The organism is Pseudomonas peli, from assembly GCF_050563605.1.
Classification (GTDB): domain Bacteria; phylum Pseudomonadota; class Gammaproteobacteria; order Pseudomonadales; family Pseudomonadaceae; genus Aquipseudomonas; species Aquipseudomonas peli_A.
On the sequence record NZ_JBNXUH010000003.1, the window covers coordinates 1 to 20,615 of the forward strand.

The window sequence follows — 20,615 nt, forward strand, 5'->3', positions numbered from 1 at the left end:
CGGCGCTTGGCACCCGCCCCCCCCCCCCAATTTRDYCYYYKSCGGKGGGTTTCCCCCCCCCCCCCCCCGGCCNCGGCCCCGNAAAAAANNCCCCCNCCAAAACAAGCCCCCCCCCCCSCCTGCCGCCCCCCCGCCTCCACCTGCACCCAGAAGGGCGTGGCTCCCGCCGCGACTACACCGATACAGTCCTTTGCCAACGCCTGAGTAGCCCAACTGGTCAACACAACTAATAGCAGTAGCAAAGAGCTCGATTGGCATCGGCTGTACATCAGCATCACTCCCAAAACGTGGCCGCATCATGCAACACATAGAACAGGACGCAGGCGTCACCGTAGAGTTTCAATATCACTTTAGCATCAGGCTATTAGCCTCGCCGGGCAGAGGATTAGCGGTCATCTGTCAGAAAACCGTGAGCCAAAATAGCAACACCTGCATCTGCTACAGCTTTTATGAACAACCTTGACTGAGCACCATCCGCCGAACTGTTGTGGCGCACCGTTAAAAATCGCTCCGGGTAATTATTTTTCACACTCCAAGCGACGGCTGGGCTGGCAGCCGCCGCTCAGGCAGGAGATGATCGCGTCTCTTTCCTGCACCTTGAATGACATGACCGATATCACGCAAAGCACTCAGGCCACGCACAAACCCCGCCCACTGATCGATTTACTGGTCAGCATCCTGATTCCCTCACTGATTCTGATGAAACTCAGCGGCGAAGCCAGGCTCGGCGCCGATGGTGCGCTGATGCTGGCGCTGGCCTTCCCGCTGGGCTGGGGCAGCTTCGAGCTGCTCAAGTACCGCAAATTCAACTTTATCGCCTTGCTCGGCCTGGTCAGCGTGCTGCTTACCGGCGGCATCGGCCTGCTCAAGCTGGACAACCAGTGGCTGGCGATCAAGGAAGCTGCCATTCCCGGGCTGATCGGCATCGCCGTGCTGGTATCGACCCGCACCCGCTACCCACTGATCCGCACCATGCTGTTCAACAAGACCGTGCTCAACGTCGACAAGATTCATGAGCGCCTGGAGCAGGCCGGCAATACCGAGCTGTTCGAGACGCGCCTGCTCCGCGCCACCTACTGGCTGAGCGGCACCTTCTTCTTCTCCTCAGCGATGAACTACGTGCTGGCCAAGTGGATCGTGATCAGCCCGGCCGGCAGCGAAGCCTTCAACGCCGAACTGGGGCGAATGAACCTGCTCAGCTACCCGATGATCGCGATCCCGTCGATGATCATGCTGATGGCCATCTTCTATTACCTCTGGCGCACCATTCACGGTCTCACCGGCCTCAAGCTGGAAGACGTGATGGCCAATGCCGAGCAGGAAAAGCAGCCCTAAGCGACGCTGACTGGCGCGCCACGGATGCTGACGCTCTCCGCCTACCTGGGCCTGTTCCTTTCGGCCCTCGGCGCCGCCACCCTGCTGCCGCTGCAATCGGAAAGCGTGCTGGTGGCGCTGCTGCTCAGCGGCGCCTATTCACCCTGGGCGCTGCTGGCGGTAGCCAGCGTCGGCAATATCCTCGGTTCGCTGCTCAACTGGCTGCTCGGCCGTTACCTCGAACACTTTCGCCATAAACCCTGGTTCCCGGTCAGCGATGCGCGCCTGCAGCAGGCGCAGCGCGGCTATGCGCGTTATGGCCGCTGGTCACTGCTGCTGAGCTGGATGCCGATCATCGGCGACCCGCTAACCCTGGTAGCCGGGGTGATGCGCGAACGCCTGTGGGTATTCCTGCTGATCGTCAGCCTGGCGAAAACCGCCCGCTATGCTGTATTGGCAGCCCTGACCCTTGGCTGGAGTTGAGTCGCACGCGACACACGCCGTAACGCCAACAGCAAGTCCGAGGTTGAGCATCGGCCATGCCTCCGCGATACTGCGCAGCCTTCGCAACGGCCGTGTGCGGGGCCAATCGCAGAGCGAAGGAGTGATCTCAGTGGAGCTGCATCCGTGATGAAAAGGAGCGATCTGATCTGGACCCTGGTGGGTCTTGGAGCTGTTCTGCTGTCGTGCTACTTGCTCTATCACCAAGTGCGCAATATCTCCCTGGATGAAATCGCTGACAGCCTGCGCGCCATTCCGCGCCTGGACTGGCTGCTGGCCGCAGTCGCTACCCTCGGCGCCTACAGCGCCCTGGCCTGGTACGACCGTATCGCCCTGGCGCATCTGGGCAAAAAAATCCCCTGGCGCTTTATCAGCCTGTGTTCTTTCACCACCTATGCACTGGCCCACAACATCGGCGCATCGGTGTTCTCCGGCGCCCTGGTGCGTTACCGCGCTTACCGCACCAAAGGCATGACGCCGCAGGAAATCGGCATCCTGATCGTCTTCTGCTCCTTCACCTTCGCCCTCGGCACCATCCTCGCCAGCGGCTGCGTACTGGTGCTGGAGCCGGACCTGATCCACCGCGTGGCCAAGGTCACGCCGCTGGTATCCGAAATCATCGGCGTGCTCCTGCTGCTGTTGGTCGCGCTCTATGTGCTCGGCTCCTGGCGCCACTTCAAGCCCTGGCACTGGGGCAAACTGCATCTCGAATACCCGCGCCTGGGGATTGTCGGCCGCCAGTTGCTGGCCGGCCCGCTGGAGCTGGCTTGCGCGGCGGCGATCATCTACTTCGCCCTGCCGGCAGAGCACAACCCTGGCTATCTGGTGGTGTTCGGGGTGTTCCTCGCCTCGTTCTCCCTGGCGCTGCTGTCTCACGCCCCTGGCGGTCTGGGCGTACTGGAAGTGACCTTCCTCGCGGCGATGCCCGAGCTGCCAGCGGCGGACGTTCTCGCCGCGCTGATCGTGTTCCGCTGCTTCTACCTGCTGTTGCCGTTTGCCCTGTCTCTGCTGGTGGTGCTGGGCTTCGAGTGGACGCAGTGGCAGAGCCGACGCACGACCTCAGACAACCCGCCACTACCCTGAGCCGAACAAACACCGGATAACCGGGGGCAGCATTGCGCCGCACACTCGCATAGAATGCGCGGCCGTTTTTGTGACCCTGCCCAGCATGGCGGTCACCCTCTGGGTCGTCGCGATGCGACGCCAAACAACCTCCGGTAATTGTTCAGGAACCGCGCGCCGCATGACTTTCTCCACTCCCGCCCGCGCCTGCGGCATCGACTTCGGCACCTCCAACTCCACCGTCGGCTGGCTGCGCCCCGACGCCGAAACCCTGATTCCACTGGAAGACGGCAAGATCACCCTGCCCTCGGTGGTGTTCTTCAACCTCGAAGAACGCCGCCCGGTCTACGGCCGCCTGGCCCTGCAGGAATACCTGGAAGGCTACGAAGGCCGCCTGATGCGCTCGCTGAAAAGCCTGCTGGGCAGCAAGCTACTGAAAAGCGAAACCACCGTGCTCGGCAGCGCCCTGCCATTCAAGGACCTGCTCGGCTTCTTTATCGGCGAGCTGAAAACCCGCGCGGAAAACACCGCAGGCCGACCATTCGAGGAAGTGGTGCTGGGCCGCCCGGTGTTCTTCGTCGACGATGATCCGGTGGCCGATCTGGAAGCGCAAAACACCCTGGTGGCCGTGGCGCACAAGCTCGGCTTCAAGGATGTGTCGTTCCAGTACGAACCGATTGCCGCGGCCTTCGACTACGAGTCCGGCATTGAGCGCGAAGAGTTGGTGCTGATCGTCGATATCGGCGGCGGTACTTCGGACTTCTCTCTGGTGCGCCTGGCCCCCGAGCGCCGCACAGTGGCCGACCGCCATGCCGACATCCTCGCCACCGGCGGCGTGCATATCGGCGGTACCGACTTCGACAAGCAGCTCTCCCTGGCCGGCGTGATGCCGTTGTTTGGCTACGGCAGCCGAATGAAGAGCGATGCGCCGATGCCCACCAGCACCCACCTGAACCTGGCCACCTGGCACACCATCAATGCGGTCTACTCGGCACAATCCCAGCGCCAGCTGCAGAGCATGCGCTACGACATCGTCGACCCCACGGGCATTGATCGTCTGTTCCAGCTGATCGAACGCCGCGACGGCCACTGGCTGGCCATGCAGGTGGAAGAAAGCAAGATCGCCCTGACCGAGCAGGATGCACGGCCCATCGACCTCAGCCGCCTGGAAGATGGCCTGGTCGCCGAGCTGACCCGCGAGCTGTTTGAAGGTGCCATCGAACCGCTGCTGGAGCGCGTGCGCGCAAGCGTCACCCAGCTGCTCAGCGATGCCGGCATCAGCGTTGCGCAGGTCGATACGGTGTTCTTTACCGGCGGTTCCAGCGGCATTCCCGCGTTGCGCCAGAGCGTCGCGGCCATGCTGCCCAATGCCCAGCACGTGGAAGGCAACACCTTCGGCAGCATCGGTAGCGGCCTGGCCATCGAAGCGAAAAAGCGCTACGGCTGAGCAGCGCCCGGCCACCATAAAAAACGCCAGCTCGAAGCTGGCGTTTTTATTGCTGCAAAATCAGCGCGGCACCGCCGGTTTCTTCACCGGCTTCTTGCCTTTGCCCTTGGCCGCGTCGGCACGCTCCTTGGCCGCCTGCTGGTTACGCACCTGCGCGGCCGCCTTGGCCTGCTCGCGCTTGTCCCAGGGGTTACCACCCGCAGCACCGGTGTCACGCGGCGGCAAGCCGGTGTGCTGGGTCAGCATCGGCTTGCTCTTGGTGGTGTCCTTGGCGACCTTGTGGCTACCGGCCGGCGTCGAGTTCTTGCGGCGTGCGCTCTGGTAGCTGTCTGTAGCCGGCTGGTGCAGCGGGATCAGCTGGTTCTTGCCTGGCCCGATCAGGTCGGCGCGGCCCATGCGGGTCAGCGCTTCGCGCAGCATCGGCCAGCCTTTCGGGTCGTGATAACGCAGGAAGGCCTTGTGCAGACGGCGCTGCTCTTCGCTCTTGACGATGGTCACGCCGTCGCTCTTGTAGCTGACCTTGCGCAGCGGGTTCTTGCCCGAGTGGTACATGGCCGTGGCGGTGGCCATCGGCGACGGGTAGAACGCCTGCACCTGGTCGGCACGGAAGCCGTTGCCCTTCAGCCACAGCGCCAGGTTCATCATGTCTTCGTCGGTGGTGCCCGGGTGCGCAGCGATAAAGTACGGGATCAGGTACTGCTCTTTGCCCGCTTCTTTCGAGTACTTCTCGAACATGCGCTTGAACTTGTCATAGCTGCCAATGCCCGGCTTCATCATTTGATTCAGCGGGCCTTCCTCGGTGTGCTCCGGGGCGATCTTCAGGTAGCCACCGACGTGGTGGGTGACCAACTCCTTCACATACTCCGGCGACTCCACAGCCAGGTCGTAACGCAGGCCCGAGGCAATCAGAATCTTCTTCACCCCCGGCAAGGCACGGGCGCTGCGATACAGCTGAATCAAGGCCGAGTGATCGGTATTCAGGTTCGGGCAGATGCCAGGGAACACGCAGGACGGCTTGCGGCACGCGGACTCGATTTCCGGGCTTTTGCAGGCGATGCGGTACATGTTGGCGGTCGGCCCGCCGAGGTCGGAAATCACCCCGGTAAAGCCTGGCACCTTGTCGCGGATCTCTTCGATCTCGCGAATGATCGACTCTTCCGAACGGTTCTGGATGATCCGTCCTTCGTGCTCAGTGATCGAGCAGAAGGTGCAGCCGCCGAAGCAGCCACGCATGATGTTTACCGAGAAACGAATCATGTCGTAGGCCGGGATTTTTTCCTTGCCGTACGCCGGGTGCGGGATACGCGCATAGGGCATGCCGAACACGTAATCCATCTCTTCGGTGGTCATGGGAATGGGTGGCGGGTTGAACCACACGTCCACTTCGCCATGCTTCTGCACCAACGCGCGGGCGTTGCCCGGGTTGGTTTCCAGGTGCAGCACGCGGTTGGCGTGGGCGTACAGAACCGGGTCGTTACGCACCTTTTCCATGGACGGCAGGCGAATCACCGTCTTGTCGCGAGTCATCCGTGGGCTGGCGAGAAGCTGCACCACCTTGGCTTCGTTCGGGTCTTCCTGCGGCCCCTTCTCCTGCTCGATGGCGCAGGCCTGGGTGTCCTGGGTGTTGACGTACGGGTTGATGATCTTGTCGACCTTACCCGGACGGTCGATGCGGGTGGAGTCCACCTCATACCAGCCCTGCGGCGTATCGCGGCGGATAAACGCGGTGCCGCGCACGTCGGTGATGTCTTCGATCTTGTGGCCGTAGGACAGACGCTGGGCCACTTCGACGATGGCGCGCTCGGCGTTGCCGTACAACAGGATGTCGGCGCTGGCGTCGATCAGGATCGAGTTGCGCACGCGGTCCTGCCAGTAGTCGTAGTGGGCGATGCGGCGCAGCGAGGCTTCGATACCGCCGAGGACGATCGGCACGTTTTTATAGGCTTCTTTACAGCGCTGACTGTACACCAGGCTGGCGCGGTCCGGGCGTTTGCCGGCCATGCCACCGGGGGTGTAGGCATCGTCGGAACGGATTTTTTTGTCAGCGGTGTAGCGGTTGATCATCGAGTCCATGTTGCCGGCCGCGACGCCGAAGAACAGGTTCGGCTCGCCGAGCTTCATAAAGTCGTCTTTCGACTGCCAGTTCGGCTGGGCGATGATGCCGACGCGAAAGCCTTGCGACTCCAGCAGTCGGCCGATGATCGCCATGCCGAAGGAGGGGTGATCCACATAGGCGTCACCGGTGACGATGATGATGTCGCAGCTATCCCAGCCAAGCTGATCCATCTCTTCCCGGCTCATCGGCAGGAAAGGCGCGGGCCCGAAACACTCGGCCCAGTACTTTGGATAATCGAATAACGGCTTGGCGGCTTGCATGGACATGGAAAGTGACCGGCGTAGGCGAACAGGATGGAAAATCGCGGGCGCGGAATATAGCACAAAATTTAACCAAACCCGACTTCGGCGCTAGGTTTAATGACTGAAATCCCCCTAGCGCTGTAGCAGCAGCGTAGTGGCTTACAGCTATACTCGGGCGCATAACATCGGTCGCCAATAGCCGGGACAAGGGGTGAACGTGGTGCAACGCTTAGCTTTTTCAATCCTAATGATGCTGAGCCTAGCCCTGCTGCCTGGCCTGGCGAGCGCAGCCATCACGCTAACGCCCGCCAGCAGTGGCACCTCCCTGAACACCGACATCGAGCTGCTGGAAGACAGCAGCGAACAACTGACCATTACCGATATGGCCGATCCGGCCATCCAGAGTCGCTTCAAGCCAGCCAATGGCCGCGCCAGCGTAGGTCAGAGTCTTAATCCCTGGTGGATCAAGGTTACCCTGCAGCGCACCAGCGATGCCCCCAGCCAGTGGTGGCTGGAAGTCAGCTCGGTCACCCAACTCGACCTGCGACTGTACTTGCCAGGCCAGAATGGCAGTTGGCAGGAGCGCCAATCAGGCGAGCTGGTCAGCCACAAGGAAGGCCGCGATCACGAATTTCGCCACATGCTGTTCAAGCTGCCGGAGCTGAATCCACAACCCTTGACCTTCTACCTGCGCAGCTATGATCCGGCCGGCAACTCCTTCCCGATGCGCGCCTGGCAGTTGGATCATCTGACCCAAGCGGCCGCAGAAGAAAACCTCGCCCTCGGCGTGGTCTACGGCATCATCGCCGCCCTGCTGCTGTACAACCTGTTTATCTTTTTCAGCCTGCGCGACTCGGCCTACTTCTGGTACGTGCTGACCACCGCCGGCGCTCTGCTGATGATCCTCAGCATGAGCGGTCATGGCTTCCAGTACCTGTGGCCAAACAATCCCGTGCCCTTCTGGCTGGACCGCATCACCCTGCCGTCGCTGTGGGGCTTCTGCGCTTGCCGTTTCACCCAAGTGTTGCTGCAAACCCGCAGTCACGTGCGCTGGGCCCACCACCTGCTGAGCCTGGCCTGCGTCTGCTATGTACTGGCGGTCGCCCTGGACGGTCTGGGCCAGCGGCCTACCGCTGCCTGGATCATCGCCCTGCTATCGCTGACCAGCATCCCGGCAGCGCTGGGCTCGGCCATGATCCGCTGGCGCCAGGGTTACTTCCCCGCCCTGCTGTATCTCTGCGGCTATGGCCTGATTCTCGGCAGCATCAGCCTGGCGCTGATGCGCGCCACCGGCCTGGTGCAACCGGCCACCTGGAATGCTTATGTGTTCCCGCTGTCGGTGGCGGCCGAGTCAATTCTGTTCTCCTTCGCACTGGCGTACCGCATCCAGACGCTCAAACAGGAAAAAGCCCAAGCCCTGCAACAGGCCGACCGCGAAAAAACCGCGCGCCTGGCTCAGGCGCAAGCCAATGCGGCGGAACTCAAGCACTCGGTCGAACAACGCACAGCCGAGCTCGCAGCCACCAATGAACGGTTGCTGCAGCGCGAAATCGAGCTACAGCACGCCGCCTTCCATGACCCACTAACCGAGCTGCCCAATCGTCGTTTTCTGGTCGAACGCTGCGAAGCGGCGCTGGCCAACGCTCGTCGGCACAGTGAAGCCACCGCCCTGCTGCTGATTGACCTCGACCATTTCAAACCGATCAACGACAAATACGGCCACGACGCTGGCGACCTGATGCTGCAAAGCATCGCCCAGCGTCTGCGCGAGCACGTACGCTCGGGTGACGCAGTGGCGCGCCTGGGCGGTGATGAGTTTGCCGTGCTGATCTGCGGAGAAGATGCCGAGCAGCATGCCCGCGACATCGCTCGCCGCCTGCTGGACGAGCTGGCCAAGCCGGTGGCCTACGGCGCTGACCGCCTCACCGTGACCATCAGCATCGGCGTGGCGCTGTACCCACGTCACGCCAGCAACTTCACCACGCTGTACAAGGCTGCCGATGAAATGCTCTACAAGGTCAAGAGCCGCGGCCGCTCTGGCTCGGCCGTTTGCGGGGAGGACGGCGAGCTGAGCAGCAGCGCCCGCCTGCAACTGGATGTGCTGAATGTACCCAGTGGCCTGAGCTGATTACTTAAAGGTAGCGGCGGCCCGGTTATCGCCAAACTAATGCCTGGCCGGCAACTTCTGTGAACGATCACACAGCTGCGCCTATACTCGCGAAAAACGCCACTCGACATCGGGAAGTCCGCAGTGCAGCGCCTAACCTTAGCCACCCTCCTATTGCTGAGCCTGTTTAGCGGCCTGAGCGTTGCCAGCCCGGTACTACTGAGCGCGCCAAGCAGCGGCAGCGTGCTCAATGGCCAGATCGAACTGCTGGAAGATGTGGGCGGCCAATTGAGCATCGCCGACATGGCCGACCCAGCCGTGCAAAGCCGTTTTCAGCCGGCCGCCGGGCGTACCAGCGTTGGCCAGAGCAGCAACCCCTGGTGGATCAAGCTCAGCCTGCAACGCGCAAGTGACGCCCCTACGCAGTGGTGGCTAGAAGTCGGCGCGGTCACCCTGCTCGACCTGCAGATCTTCCTGCCCAGCGCCCCGGGCCAATGGCAGCTGCGCCAGGCCGGTGAACGCGTCGGTTTTGCCGAAGGCCGCGACCACGATTACCGCCGCGCGGTATTCAGCCTGCCGCCGCTGAGCGAGCAGCCGCAAACCTTTTACCTGCGCACCTACGACCCAGCCGGCAACTCCTTCCCGCTGCGTATCTGGCAGCTGCACGACCTCGAACAATTGGCCAAGCGCGAGCACCTGGTGCTCGGCCTGATCTACGGGGTGATCCTCGCTCTGCTGCTGTACAACCTGTTTATTCTGCTGGCCCTGCGCGACCCGGCGTACCTCTGGTATGTGCTGACCATGGCGGCTTCGCTGGTGTTTATCGCCAGCATGAGCGGCCATGGCTTCCAGTACCTCTGGCCCGATGGCCCGGTGCCCACCTGGCTGGATCGCATCACCCTGCCCATTCTGGTCAGCCTGGGCATCCTGCGTTTTGCTCAGGAGCTGCTATCCACCCGCACCACGCTACGCATTGCTCACCACATCCTCAACGGCTGTATCGCGGTGTACCTGCTGGCTCTGGCGGTCAATCTGGCGGGTTATCGCAGCGAAACGGGCATGCTGATCGGGCTGATCCCGATTATTACCGTGCCCACCCTGCTGCTTAGCGCAGCCATCCGCTGGAAACAGGGCTTTACCCCGGCGCTGTTCTATCTGCTGGGCTACGGCAGCGTACTGCTGAGCTTTGTGATTCTGGTGCTGCGCGCCGCTGGCGTGGTGCAGCCGGGCGAGTCCACCGCCTACCTGTTCCCACTGGCCGTCGCGGCTGAAGCGATCCTGTTCTCCTTCGCCCTGGCCTACCGCATCCAGATTCTCAAGCAGGAGAAGGCCGATGCGATCCTCCAGGCCGACCGCGAAAAAACCGCGCGCCTGGCTCTGGCTCAAGCCAATGCCGCCGACCTGCAGCGCTCGGTTGATCTGCGCACGGCCGAACTGGCCGCCACCAATGAACGCCTGCGCCAACGTGAACAAGCGCTGCAACACGCGGCGTTTCACGACCCCCTGACCGAGTTGCCGAACCGCCGTTATCTGGTCGAGCGCTGCGAAACCGCACTGGCCAACGCCCGCCGGCACAGCGAAGCGATTGCCCTGCTGCTGATCGACCTCGATCACTTCAAGCCGATCAACGACAAACACGGCCACGATGCCGGTGACCTGATGCTGCAGCAGATAGCCCTGCGCCTGCGTGAGCATGTGCGCTCGGGCGACGCTGTGGCGCGCCTGGGCGGCGATGAGTTTGCCGTACTGGTGTGCGGTGCCGATGCCGAAGAACACGCCCGGGAAATCGCCAACCGCCTGCTCGCCGAGCTGGCCAAGCCGGTGATGTACGGCGCCGAACGGCTGACCGTGACCATCAGCATTGGTGTGGCGCTGTACCCGCAACACGCCGGCACCTTTACCGCGCTGTACAAGGCGGCAGACGAGATGCTCTACCGAGTCAAGACCCGCGGCCGCTCAGGCTCGGCCGTTTGCGGCGAAGACGGTGAACTGAGCAGCAGTGCACGCCTGCACCTGGATGTACTCAGCGTGCCCAGCGGCCTGCTCTGACTCAGCTGTTGCGGTAGCGCCGTGGCACCCGTGCAGTGACCTTGCTGAGCAGCTCGTAGCCAATGGTGCCAGCGGCCTGCGCCACTTCATCCACCGGCAACTGCGCGCCCCACAGCTCGACCGCATCACCCACAGCGGCAGCGGGCAGATCAGTCAGATCGACCGTCAGCATATCCATGGACACCCGTCCGACCAGTGCCACTCGCTGGCCACGGACGATAACCGGCGTGCCGGCCGGCGCATGCCGCGGGTAACCATCGGCATAACCACAACTCACCGTGCCGATGCGCGACGGCCGCTCAGCGCGCCAGGTGCCGCCATAGCCAACCGCGTCACCCACCGCCACATCGCGGCAGGCAATCAGCTGCGCGGTCAGGCTCATGGCCGGGCGCAGGCCCAGCCCAGCCACACCCAGGTCAGCAAAAGGCGTAGCACCGTAGAGCATGATGCCCGGACGCAGCCAATCCATATGAGCAGCCGGGATGGTCAGAATCGCCGCCGAGTTGGCCAGCGAGCGCTGGGCAAAGTCCAGATCCAGCAAATCGAGAAACTGCTCAAGCTGCAGCTCAGTGGTTTCACTGCCGCGCTCATCGGCGCAGGCAAAGTGGCTGAGCAGGTTGAGCTCGGCTACCTGCGCCGCTCCTTGCAGGCGGCCGTGCCACTCACGCACGGCGGCTGCGCTGAAGCCCAGGCGATGCATGCCGCTGTCCAGCTTCAGCCACAGATTCAGCGGCCGCGCCAGGCTGGCGGCGAGCAAATGCTGCGCTTGCTGCTCGCTGTGCAACACCACATCCAGCCCCAACTGCGCGGCGAACCGATACTCGTCCGCCTCGAAGCAGCCCTCGAGTAATAGAATCCGCGCCTCACCGTGCAGCGCACGCACCTCGGCAGCCTCCTCCAGGCTGGCCACGGCAAAGCCGTCGGCGACATCGTGCAGCGCCGTCACCACCTCACGCACGCCATGCCCGTAGGCATTCGCCTTGACCACCGCAAACGCCTGCCGCCCCGGCGCGCAACGCTTGGCCACCGCGTAGTTATGGGCGATGGCTGACAGATCGATGGTGGCAACAAGAGGACGCATGACAGGGCTCCACGGCAGGCTAAAGCCGAGCATCTTAACCCTCAGCTCCCGAGCTGCAAGCGCTAGGTAGCCCTGCACAAGCCATACACCTGCGATGCCGCTGCGCGCGACGCAAATTTAATCGCAACGAGGCAAAAGCTACTGACATTAAGCTGTCAGTAGCACTCCCCTAGAGTGGGTTCCACAGGCTAAAACGCGCCGTCAGATACTGCCGTTGCCTGTCGCACCCTAACCTTCAAGGAGAGAGAAAATGAATGCGATCAACTGGTTCGAACTATTTGTCAGCAACTTCGAGCGGGCCCGTGGCTTCTATGAACGCGCCCTGGCGACACCGCTGGAGGTAATGGAGGGCATTGGCGGGCGCATGGCACTGTTCCCCTATGCACAGGAAAGCGGTGTCGGTGGCTGCCTGAGCGAGTCTGCAGAGCAACAGAGCGGCATTGGCGGCACCCGCATCTACCTGAACGTCGAGGGACAACTGGATGCTGTGGTGAACCGGGTTCCCTCGGCAGGGGGCGTGATCATCCATAGCAAGATGTCCATCGCGCCGCATGGCTTTATCGCTGTGATAAAAGACAGCGAAGGTAATGAAGTGGGCCTGCACAGCATGTCCTAAACCCGGCATTCCGGGCGTGCGTCAGCGCGCCCGGTAATCCAGAGCGAGAACAGCTGAGACAACATGAGACGCGCCGACCGTCTATTTCAAATCGTGCAGTTCCTGCGCAGCCGTCGCCTGACCACAGCCCAGTGGCTGGCCGAACGCCTGCAAGTATCGGTGCGCACTATTTATCGCGACATCCAAGACCTCTCCCTTTCCGGAGTGCCCCTGGAAGGTGAAGCCGGCGTCGGCTACGTGCTGCGCCAACCGATGGATTTACCGCCCTTGATGTTCGAGCGCGAAGAAATTGAGGCACTGCTGGTGGGCGCGCGCATGGTCAAAGCCTGGGCGGACCCACAACTACAACGGGCCGCCGAATCGGCACTGGCGAAGATCCACAGCGTGCTGCCGAACGAGCTGCGTGATGAGCTCAATCGCAACCAGCTGTTTGCCCCCGAAACCAATCCGTATCCAGTGCACTGGCTCGGCCAGCTACGCCAGGCCATTCGCCAGCGCCACAAACTGCTGATCAGCTACCGCGATGAGCGCGGAGAGACCAGTCAACGCTGCGTCTGGCCGCTAGGGCTGTTCTTCTGGGGGCAAACCTGGACCCTGTGCAGCTGGTGTGAGCTGCGCAACGACTTTCGCAACTTCCGCATAGACCGCGTGGAACAGCTGCAGGACCGTGCGGAGACCTTTGCAGCGGTGGAGGGCCAACGCCTGGAGGACTACCTCAAACCCTATCTAGGTGAACACGCCACCGCGCCGTTGTACAAAAGCTAAACGCTTGAAGAGCGCGGCTTAGAGCACGCGGGATCACTCGTCGTCGAACTGATAGCTACCCGGTGCGAGGTTTTCGAAACGCGAGAACTTGCCGAGAAACGCCAGCCGCGCCGTACCCAGCGGGCCGTTACGCTGCTTGCCGATGATGATTTCGGCAACGCCCTTGTACTCGGTTTCAGGGTGATACACCTCGTCGCGGTAGACGAACATGATGATATCGGCGTCCTGCTCGATCGCACCCGATTCACGCAAGTCGGAGTTAATCGGGCGTTTGTTCGGGCGCTGCTCCAGGCCACGGTTAAGCTGCGACAGGGCGATCACCGGGCAGTTGAATTCCTTGGCCAGGGCTTTGAGCGAGCGGGAGATTTCGGAAATCTCGTTGACTCGGCTGTCGCCGCTGGAACCAGGAATCTGCATCAGCTGCAGGTAGTCGACCATGATCAGGCCGATCTCGCCGTGCTCACGGGCCAGGCGGCGAGTGCGTGCGCGCATCTCCGAGGGCGAGATACCGGCGGTGTCGTCGATAAACAGCTTGCGGTCATTCAGCAGATTGACCGCCGAGGTCAGACGCGGCCAATCGTCGTCGTCCAGGCGACCGGCACGCACCTTGGTCTGATCGATACGCCCGAGCGAGGCGAGCATACGCATGACGATGGAGTCGGAAGGCATCTCCAGCGAGTACACCATCACCACCTTGTCGCTGCGCATCAGCGCGTTTTCCACCAGGTTCATGGCGAAGGTGGTCTTACCCATCGACGGTCGGCCGGCGACGATGATCAGGTCGGCCGGCTGCAGGCCGCTGGTCAGGTTGTCCAGATCGGTAAAGCCGGTAGACAGGCCGGTGATCGCGTCGCCGGCATTGAACAGGGTGTCGATACGGTCGATGGCCTTGACCAGAATATCGTTGATCCCCACCGGCCCGCCGGTCTTCGGCCGCGCCTCGGCAATCTGGAAGATCAGGCGCTCGGCCTCGTCGAGAATCTCGGCGCCGGTACGGCCTTGCGGCATATAGGCGCTGTCGGCAATTTCGCCGCTGATGCCGATCAACTGGCGCAGCGTGGCGCGCTCACGAATGATCTGCGCATAGGCCTTGATGTTGGCCACCGAGGGCGTGTTCTTCGCCAGCTCGCCGAGGTAGGCCAGGCCGCCGACCTGCGACAGCTGCCCTTCCTGATCGAGTTGCTCGGATACGGTCACCACGTCGAAGGGGTGGTTGCGCTCGGCCAGCTTGAAAATCGCGCGGAAGATCAGGCGGTGATCGTGTCGATAGAAGTCGCCATCAGACACCGCATCGAGCACCCGCTCCCAGGCATTGTTGTCGAGCATCAGGCCGCCCAGTACGGCTTGCTCCGCCTCGATCGAGTGCGGCGGCACCTTCAGGGCGGAGGTTTGCAGGTCGTACTGTTCGGGCAGGCTGATGTCGTTCATAAGGCTCTGGGCAAAATTCTGTGTTCACAAAACAAAAGGCACGACATCGCTTGCGCAATGTCGTGCCTGATTGTTAGCGGCCAAGCACCTGAGTGCAAGTCCACTTAGTCGCGAGCTTATTAGGCTGCTACTACGACAACCTTAACGGTTGCTTCAACGTCGCTGTGCAGGTGCACGGCTACGTCGTATTCGCCGAGTTGGCGAATGGTGCCGTTCGGCAGACGCACTTCAGCTTTGGCCACTTCAACGCCGGAGGCGGTCAGGGCTTCAGCAATGTCGTGAGTACCGATCGAACCGAACAGTTTGCCTTCATCGCCCGCGGTAGCGGTGATGGTGACTTCCAGTTCAGCCAACTGAGCAGCGCGGGATTCAGCGTAAGCTTTCTTCTCGGCAGCCAGTTTTTCCAGCTCGGCGCGACGCGCTTCAAACGCAGCAACGTTTGCAGGAGTAGCGGCGGTGGCTTTGCCTTGCGGCAGCAGGAAGTTACGACCGTAACCGGACTTAACATTCACTTTATCGCCCAGGTTGCCCAGGTTGGCGATTTTTTCCAGCAGGATCAGTTCCATTTGGTAATAACCTCTTAACTTTTAACCTTCACCGTTCGCGGGGCCCGAGCCTTGTTTGCGCTCAAAGCGACCACGAAAATCAAGCAGACTGTCGACAATGGCCAAAACCACCAGTAACGGATAAGTCAGCTGCATAAACAGCAACAGCGTGATGTACAACCCGACCAGCCAGAACTTACCTAGCCGACCTTGCGCCACCATCCCATGCAACAGGGCGATCCCCGCAAACGCTAACGGCACACTGCACAACGGCGTCAACATGGCCATTTGCGGACCCAGATTGGGCCCCAACAGCATGCCAACCAGCAGCAACATCGCCAGCGGGGTCGGAAGGCGTAGCGCGCGAAACTCGCGGCCAAAACCACCCGGGTTATACAACTGCGCCTGCCAGAAGCGCCCAAGCATCAGGCTCAACAGGCTGACTATCTGCAACAACGCCGCGATCAATCCGATCAGTACCGGTGCAATCAGGCTATCCAGACGCGCTCGCTCATCCACCGACATCTGTTGGTGAACCCCATCGAGCATTTGCGGCATAAGCTTTTGCAGCTCAAGCGCCATTGCCTCGATGGGTTCGCGGAACACCGCGCCCAAAACCAGCCCATACACCAGGCCCAATGCCACGCTGCACAGCAGCACACGATTCCAGGACAGGTTGGCGCGTAACAACAACGCCAATCCCAGCGCACCGAGCAACACCAACAGGGTGCGCGGCTCACCGAAATACCACCAGCCAATGGCCGGTAGCAGGGCCCAGGCGAGGATGCCAATGGCATCACTCCAACCGCGCCGCAGAAGCACCAGGCTTCCAGCGGCAGCACTTAACCAGAACAACAGCGGCAATGCCGCAGAAACCACCACTACGAGAGTGGCCTGCATACGGCCGCGCATAATGAATTCAGCTATGGCGCGCATGCGATCTATCCCTTACTTCTTGTCGAACATCCGGTCTCAGCGGCCGTGGCTGTCGGTGTAAGGCAGCAGGGCCAGGAAGCGGGCGCGCTTGATAGCGGTAGCCAGCTGACGCTGATAACGAGCCTTAGTACCGGTGATACGGCTAGGAACGATCTTGCCGGTTTCCGAGATGTAAGCTTTCAGCGTGTTGAGATCTTTGAAATCGATCTCTTTCACTTCTTCTGCAGTAAAACGGCAGAATTTACGACGACGGAAGAAACGTGCCATGAGAGTGGCTCCTCAATAGATCCGTGGATTACTCGTCAGCGTTGTCGCTGTCGTTGTTGTCGCTGTCATCGCCATCAACAGAATCGGCGTTATCAGGACGGTCACGACGCTCACGGCGCTCACTGCGGTTTTCTTCGGCCTTGAGCATCTCGGACTGGTCAGTAACGGCCTCGTCGCGACGGATGACCAGGTTACGGATCACGGCATCGTTGTAACGGAAGTTGTCTTCCAGCTCAGCCAGGGCCTTACCGGTGCACTCAACGTTAAGCATCACGTAGTGAGCTTTGTGGACGTTGTTGATGGCGTAAGCCAGCTGACGACGGCCCCAATCTTCCAGGCGGTGAATCTTGCCGCCGTCTTCTTCGATCAGCTTGGTGTAACGCTCAACCATGCCGCCGACTTGCTCGCTCTGGTCCGGGTGAACCAGAAAGATGATTTCGTAATGACGCATAAATGCTCCTTACGGGTTGTAGCCTGCCGCCAAATGCGGTCAGGCAAGGAGTGAATTTCACTTGTTTGTCTTGCTGAAACAGAAAGGCGCAAAAGCGCCTGCCGTCGCGGCAAGGGGCGCCATTCTAGTGAAGCCCCCCGCCACACGCAAGGTGAACTGGTGATTATTTGAACAACCCGCAGCGAATGCGCGGAAAGAAAAGACGCTGCCGAAGGCTCAGCAGCAACGGGCACCGGCAAGGCGCCCGCCACACAGTTACTTCTTGCCGACAGCCTTGCGCTGGCGCAAGGCCTCAAACAGGCACACACCGGTAGCAACCGACACGTTGAGACTGCTGACGCTGCCTGCCATCGGTAGTTTGACCAGGTAATCACAGTGCTCACGGGTCAGGCGACGCATACCCTTGCCTTCAGCGCCCATGATCAGCACGGTCGGCCCGGTCAGATCATGCTCGTACAACTCCATCTCCGCTTCACCGGCCGTACCAACAACCCACAGGCCGCGCTGCTGGAGCTTCTCCAGGCTACGCGCCAGGTTGGTCACAGCCACCAGCGGAATTACTTCAGCCGCACCGCAGGCGACTTTGCGCACGGTAGCGTTGAGCGTGGCGGACTTATCCTTCGGCACAATCACCGCCAGCGCACCGGCCGCATCGGCGGTCCGCAGACAAGCACCGAGATTGTGCGGATCGGTCACGCCGTCGAGCACCAGCAACAAGGGCGCGCCCTCGGTACGATCAAGCAGCTCGTCGAGCATCGCCTCGCCCCAGACCTGGCTGGGGCTGACATCGGCGACGACGCCCTGATGCACACCACCCTCGACCCAGGCATCCATCTCGCGGCGCTCGCACTGACCGACAGCAACCCGCGCATCCGCAGCCAACGCCAGCAGCACCTGCACCCGCGGATCATTACGCCCTTCGGCCAGCCAGATCTGCTTGACCCGCTTCGGGTGATGACGCAGCAACGCCTCTACGGCATGCACGCCATAGATCTTTTCCAGCTGACTCATGACTTCGCCTTACGCTTGCGCGCACCACCAGAAGCCGGCGCACCACCTGCAGGCGCGCCCTTGCGATGCGCACCCGGCTTGCCAGCCTTGCTGGCCGGCTTGGCCGAGTCACCCTTGGCGGACGAGCTTTTACTGGTTTTGCCCTTCGAATCACTGAGCAGCGACTTTTTCAGCGCGCGACTCTTTTCTACGTCGGTATTGCCTGGCGCGGCACGCTCGCCGCGACGCCCGGTTTTACCCGCAGCCGATTCAAAACCACCACGGCGCTGACCGGCCGGCATAGCCGTTTTGCCTTCAGCCAACTCAAAGTCGATCTTGCGCTCGTCCAGATCGACGCGCATGACCTTGACCTCAACGCTATCGCCCAGGCGGAAACTGCGACCACTACGCTCGCCCGCCAGACGGTGATGCACGGGGTCGAAGTGGTAGTAATCGCCAGGCAAGGCGGTGACGTGCACCAGGCCTTCGACGTAGATGTCCTTCAGCTCGACGAACAAGCCAAAACCAGTCACAGCCGTAATCACACCCGGGAAGGTTTCGCCGACGCGATCCTTCATAAACTCGCACTTGAGCCAGTTCACTACATCGCGGGTCGCCTCATCGGCGCGGCGCTCGGACATCGAGCACTGCTCGCCGAGCTGCTCGAGAATCGCATCGTCGTATGGGTAGATCCGCGCACGCGGCATGATCGTCGCACCGGCACGCTTGACGTGCGGGGTATCGAGCTTGGAACGGACCACGCTGCGAATCGCCCGATGGATCAACAGATCCGGATAGCGACGAATCGGCGAAGTGAAGTGCGCGTACGCCTCGTAATTCAGACCGAAGTGGCCCTGATTGTCGGCACTGTAAACAGCCTGGCTAAGCGAGCGCAGCATCACTGTCTGGATCAGGTGGTAATCCGGACGCTCGCGGATGCTTTCCAGCAGCAGTTGGTAATCCTTAGGCGACGGACCATCCTTCGACTTACCACGGTGCAGCGACAGGCCCAGCTCGGTAAGGAATGCTTTGAGCTTTTCCACACGCTCCGGCGGCGGGCAGTCATGCACGCGATACAGCGCCGGGATTTCATGCTTCTGCATAAAGGCGGCGGTGGCCACGTTGGCGGCCAACATGCACTCTTCGATCAACTTGTGCGCATCGTTGCGCTGGGTTGGGCGAATCTCCGCAATCTTGCGACCGGCACCGAAGATGATCCGAGTTTCCTGGGTTTCAAAATCGATGGCGCCGCGCTCATGGCGCGCAGCCAACAGCACCTGATACAGCGAATACAGCTGCTTAAGGTGCGGCAGTACTTCTTTGTATTCGCCACGCAGGGCCTTGCCTTCGCTACCCTTGGGCTGCTCAAGCATGGCGCTGACCTTGTTGTAGGTCAGACGCGCGTGGGAATGGATCACCGCTTCGTAAAACTGGTAATCGGTCATCTTGCCGGTCTTCGAGATACTGATCTCGCAAACCATGGCCAGGCGATCGACATGCGGATTTAGCGAGCACAGGCCGTTGGACAGCTCTTCGGGCAGCATCGGGATAACCCGCTCCGGGAAGTACACCGAGTTGCCACGCACCTGGGCTTCAGCATCTAGCGCCGAATCGATTTTCACGTAATGGGAAACGTCGGCGATGGCGACATAGAGCTTCCAGCCGCCGGAAAACAGCCGCCAGTTGCTGCCGTTTTTCTCGCAATACACGGCGTCATCGAAGTCGCGGGCGTCTTCACCGTCGATGGTAACGAACGGCAGATGGCGCAGATCGATGCGCTTTTCTTTGTCCTTCTCTTCGACTTCCGGCTTGAGCTTGCGCGCCTCTTTCACTACAGCTTCGGGCCAGACGTGGGGGATATCGTAGCTACGCAGAGCAACGTCGATCTCCATGCCCGGCGCCATATAGTTGCCAACCACTTCAACCACATCGCCCTGGGGCTGGAAGCGCGTAGTCGGCCAGTGGGTGATTTTCACCTCAACGAACTGGCCCTGCTTGGCGCCGGCATTACGCCCTGGCGTTACCAGCACTTCCTGCTGAATCTTCGGGTTATCAGCGACGACAAAACCGACACCGCTTTCTTCGTAATAACGACCAACGATGCTTTCGTGGGCGCGGGAGATGACTTCAACCACGGCACCTTCACGACGACCACGACGATCGAGGCCGGAAACCCGCGCCAGCGCACGGTCGCCATCGAACACCAGGCGCATTTGCGCAGGACTCAGGAACAGGTCATCGCTGCCGTCATCCGGCACCAGAAAGCCAAAGCCATCGCGATGTCCGCTGACGCGGCCCAGGATCAGGTCGAGCTTGTCGACCGGGGCATAGGTGCCGCGACGGGTATAGATCAACTGACCATCGCGCTCCATGGCGCGCAGACGACGACGCAGCGCTTCGAGCTGCTCTTCAGTGGCCATGCCAAATTCATCGGCCAGTTCTTCACGGCTCGCCGGGGAGCCACGGTCAGACAAGTGCTGCAGGATCAGCTCGCGACTTGGAATGGGGTTTTCGTATTTTTCCGCTTCACGAGCGGCCTCGGGATCGAGGGATTGCCAATCGGCCATTAGAGGTAATTCACCTTATCTACACAAGTTCGGTTTGCCATGTGCCTATTGAAGCGCGAAACCACTGTCCAGGTCAGCCCGGCACACAGAATAAAATTTTTTAACAACAGGGGTTTACAAGTAAAAACTCG

The 20,615-nt window shown here is 61.3% G+C and carries 17 protein-coding genes; 8 read left to right on the forward strand and 9 right to left on the reverse strand.

Annotation, left to right across the window (positions count from 1 at the left end):
- The first annotated feature begins 606 nt into the window (after positions 1-606).
- From ACQ4LH_RS04665 to ACQ4LH_RS04680, 4 genes are all read left to right on the forward strand, one after another.
- Complete coding sequence (locus ACQ4LH_RS04665; protein WP_430696148.1) at positions 607-1,335, forward strand: VC0807 family protein; 729 nt, start codon at positions 607-609, stop codon at positions 1,333-1,335.
- A 24-nt stretch (positions 1,336-1,359) separates the two neighbouring features.
- Positions 1,360-1,797 (forward strand): YqaA family protein, encoded by a 438-nt coding sequence (locus ACQ4LH_RS04670; protein ID WP_430696149.1) that lies wholly within the window; start codon positions 1,360-1,362, stop codon positions 1,795-1,797.
- A 144-nt stretch (positions 1,798-1,941) separates the two neighbouring features.
- Entirely contained in the window at positions 1,942-2,898 is a 957-nt protein-coding gene (locus tag ACQ4LH_RS04675; RefSeq protein ID WP_430696150.1) for a lysylphosphatidylglycerol synthase transmembrane domain-containing protein, read from the forward strand.
- Positions 2,899-3,058: 160 nt separating this feature from the next.
- On the forward strand, positions 3,059-4,324 hold the full coding sequence (locus ACQ4LH_RS04680; RefSeq protein ID WP_430696151.1) for an Hsp70 family protein: 1,266 nt from the start codon (positions 3,059-3,061) through the stop codon (positions 4,322-4,324).
- A gap of 60 nt (positions 4,325-4,384) precedes the next feature.
- Here the strand turns inward: ACQ4LH_RS04680 and ACQ4LH_RS04685 are convergent, their stop codons facing one another.
- Positions 4,385-6,700: a YgiQ family radical SAM protein gene (locus tag ACQ4LH_RS04685; RefSeq protein WP_430696368.1), complete on the reverse strand. Its 2,316-nt coding sequence runs from the start codon at positions 6,698-6,700 to the stop codon at positions 4,385-4,387.
- Positions 6,701-6,929: 229 nt separating this feature from the next.
- Here ACQ4LH_RS04685 and ACQ4LH_RS04690 point away from each other — a divergent pair, with 229 nt between their 5' ends.
- Together ACQ4LH_RS04690 and ACQ4LH_RS04695 are read left to right on the forward strand one after the other, a co-directional pair.
- Positions 6,930-8,810, forward strand: a complete 1,881-nt coding sequence (locus ACQ4LH_RS04690; protein WP_430696152.1) for a diguanylate cyclase domain-containing protein — start codon at positions 6,930-6,932, stop codon at positions 8,808-8,810.
- Between the two features lie 123 nt (positions 8,811-8,933).
- Positions 8,934-10,838 (forward strand): diguanylate cyclase domain-containing protein, encoded by a 1,905-nt coding sequence (locus ACQ4LH_RS04695; RefSeq protein WP_430696153.1) that lies wholly within the window; start codon positions 8,934-8,936, stop codon positions 10,836-10,838.
- Between the two features lies 1 nt (position 10,839).
- Here the strand turns inward: ACQ4LH_RS04695 and alr are convergent, their stop codons facing one another.
- Positions 10,840-11,919 carry an alanine racemase gene (gene alr, locus ACQ4LH_RS04700; protein ID WP_430696154.1) on the reverse strand — a complete coding sequence of 360 codons (1,080 nt, stop codon included), beginning with the start codon at positions 11,917-11,919 and terminating at the stop codon, positions 10,840-10,842.
- 250 nt (positions 11,920-12,169) lie between these two features.
- Here alr and ACQ4LH_RS04705 point away from each other — a divergent pair, with 250 nt between their 5' ends.
- Positions 12,170-12,535: a VOC family protein gene (locus ACQ4LH_RS04705; protein WP_430696155.1), complete on the forward strand. Its 366-nt coding sequence runs from the start codon at positions 12,170-12,172 to the stop codon at positions 12,533-12,535.
- Positions 12,536-12,598: 63 nt separating this feature from the next.
- Positions 12,599-13,300, forward strand: a complete 702-nt coding sequence (locus tag ACQ4LH_RS04710) for a helix-turn-helix transcriptional regulator (protein ID WP_275960566.1) — start codon at positions 12,599-12,601, stop codon at positions 13,298-13,300.
- 33 nt (positions 13,301-13,333) lie between these two features.
- On the opposite strand, the gene dnaB is transcribed toward ACQ4LH_RS04710, so the two are convergent.
- The 7 genes from dnaB to rnr all read right to left on the reverse strand — a co-directional run bounded on the left by dnaB (position 13,334) and on the right by rnr (position 20,484).
- Positions 13,334-14,728, reverse strand: a complete 1,395-nt coding sequence (gene dnaB, locus ACQ4LH_RS04715) for a replicative DNA helicase (protein WP_090249643.1) — start codon at positions 14,726-14,728, stop codon at positions 13,334-13,336.
- A 119-nt stretch (positions 14,729-14,847) separates the two neighbouring features.
- A complete protein-coding gene (rplI, locus tag ACQ4LH_RS04720; RefSeq protein ID WP_305590463.1) occupies positions 14,848-15,294 on the reverse strand; it encodes a 50S ribosomal protein L9 in 447 nt (148 codons plus the stop codon).
- Positions 15,295-15,315: 21 nt separating this feature from the next.
- Positions 15,316-16,209, reverse strand: a complete 894-nt coding sequence (locus ACQ4LH_RS04725) for a hypothetical protein (protein ID WP_430696156.1) — start codon at positions 16,207-16,209, stop codon at positions 15,316-15,318.
- A gap of 36 nt (positions 16,210-16,245) precedes the next feature.
- Positions 16,246-16,476, reverse strand: a complete 231-nt coding sequence (rpsR, locus tag ACQ4LH_RS04730; RefSeq protein WP_069519637.1) for a 30S ribosomal protein S18 — start codon at positions 16,474-16,476, stop codon at positions 16,246-16,248.
- A gap of 28 nt (positions 16,477-16,504) precedes the next feature.
- Positions 16,505-16,927 carry a 30S ribosomal protein S6 gene (gene rpsF, locus ACQ4LH_RS04735; protein ID WP_090249650.1) on the reverse strand — a complete coding sequence of 141 codons (423 nt, stop codon included), beginning with the start codon at positions 16,925-16,927 and terminating at the stop codon, positions 16,505-16,507.
- A 255-nt stretch (positions 16,928-17,182) separates the two neighbouring features.
- The gene (gene rlmB, locus ACQ4LH_RS04740) at positions 17,183-17,938 is read right to left on the reverse strand and encodes a 23S rRNA (guanosine(2251)-2'-O)-methyltransferase RlmB (RefSeq protein WP_430696157.1); all 756 of its coding nucleotides are present in this window, start codon (positions 17,936-17,938) and stop codon (positions 17,183-17,185) included.
- On the reverse strand, positions 17,935-20,484 hold the full coding sequence (gene rnr, locus ACQ4LH_RS04745) for a ribonuclease R (RefSeq protein WP_430696158.1): 2,550 nt from the start codon (positions 20,482-20,484) through the stop codon (positions 17,935-17,937). Before rnr ends, rlmB begins: the two co-directional genes overlap by 4 nt.
- Between the last annotated feature and the right edge of the window lie 131 nt (positions 20,485-20,615).

Bases quoted from the DNA above. Each gene is read 5' to 3' on its own strand.
- rplI (WP_305590463.1), bottom strand. From the start codon at position 15,294: ATGGAACTGATCCTGCTGGAAAAAATCGCCAACCTGGGCAACCTGGGC.
- ACQ4LH_RS04670 (WP_430696149.1), top strand. From the start codon at position 1,360: ATGCTGACGCTCTCCGCCTACCTGGGCCTGTTCCTTTCGGCCCTCGGC.
- ACQ4LH_RS04690 (WP_430696152.1), top strand. From the start codon at position 6,930: ATGATGCTGAGCCTAGCCCTGCTGCCTGGCCTGGCGAGCGCAGCCATC.
- ACQ4LH_RS04725 (WP_430696156.1), bottom strand. From the start codon at position 16,209: ATGCGCGCCATAGCTGAATTCATTATGCGCGGCCGTATGCAGGCCACT.
- dnaB (WP_090249643.1), bottom strand. From the start codon at position 14,728: ATGAACGACATCAGCCTGCCCGAACAGTACGACCTGCAAACCTCCGCC.
- rpsR (WP_069519637.1), bottom strand. From the start codon at position 16,476: ATGGCACGTTTCTTCCGTCGTCGTAAATTCTGCCGTTTTACTGCAGAA.
- rpsF (WP_090249650.1), bottom strand. From the start codon at position 16,927: ATGCGTCATTACGAAATCATCTTTCTGGTTCACCCGGACCAGAGCGAG.
- ACQ4LH_RS04710 (WP_275960566.1), top strand. From the start codon at position 12,599: ATGAGACGCGCCGACCGTCTATTTCAAATCGTGCAGTTCCTGCGCAGC.
- rnr (WP_430696158.1), bottom strand. From the start codon at position 20,484: ATGGCCGATTGGCAATCCCTCGATCCCGAGGCCGCTCGTGAAGCGGAA.
- ACQ4LH_RS04680 (WP_430696151.1), top strand. From the start codon at position 3,059: ATGACTTTCTCCACTCCCGCCCGCGCCTGCGGCATCGACTTCGGCACC.
- alr (WP_430696154.1), bottom strand. From the start codon at position 11,919: ATGCGTCCTCTTGTTGCCACCATCGATCTGTCAGCCATCGCCCATAAC.
- rlmB (WP_430696157.1), bottom strand. From the start codon at position 17,938: ATGAGTCAGCTGGAAAAGATCTATGGCGTGCATGCCGTAGAGGCGTTG.
- ACQ4LH_RS04685 (WP_430696368.1), bottom strand. From the start codon at position 6,700: ATGCAAGCCGCCAAGCCGTTATTCGATTATCCAAAGTACTGGGCCGAG.
- ACQ4LH_RS04705 (WP_430696155.1), top strand. From the start codon at position 12,170: ATGAATGCGATCAACTGGTTCGAACTATTTGTCAGCAACTTCGAGCGG.
- ACQ4LH_RS04665 (WP_430696148.1), top strand. From the start codon at position 607: ATGACCGATATCACGCAAAGCACTCAGGCCACGCACAAACCCCGCCCA.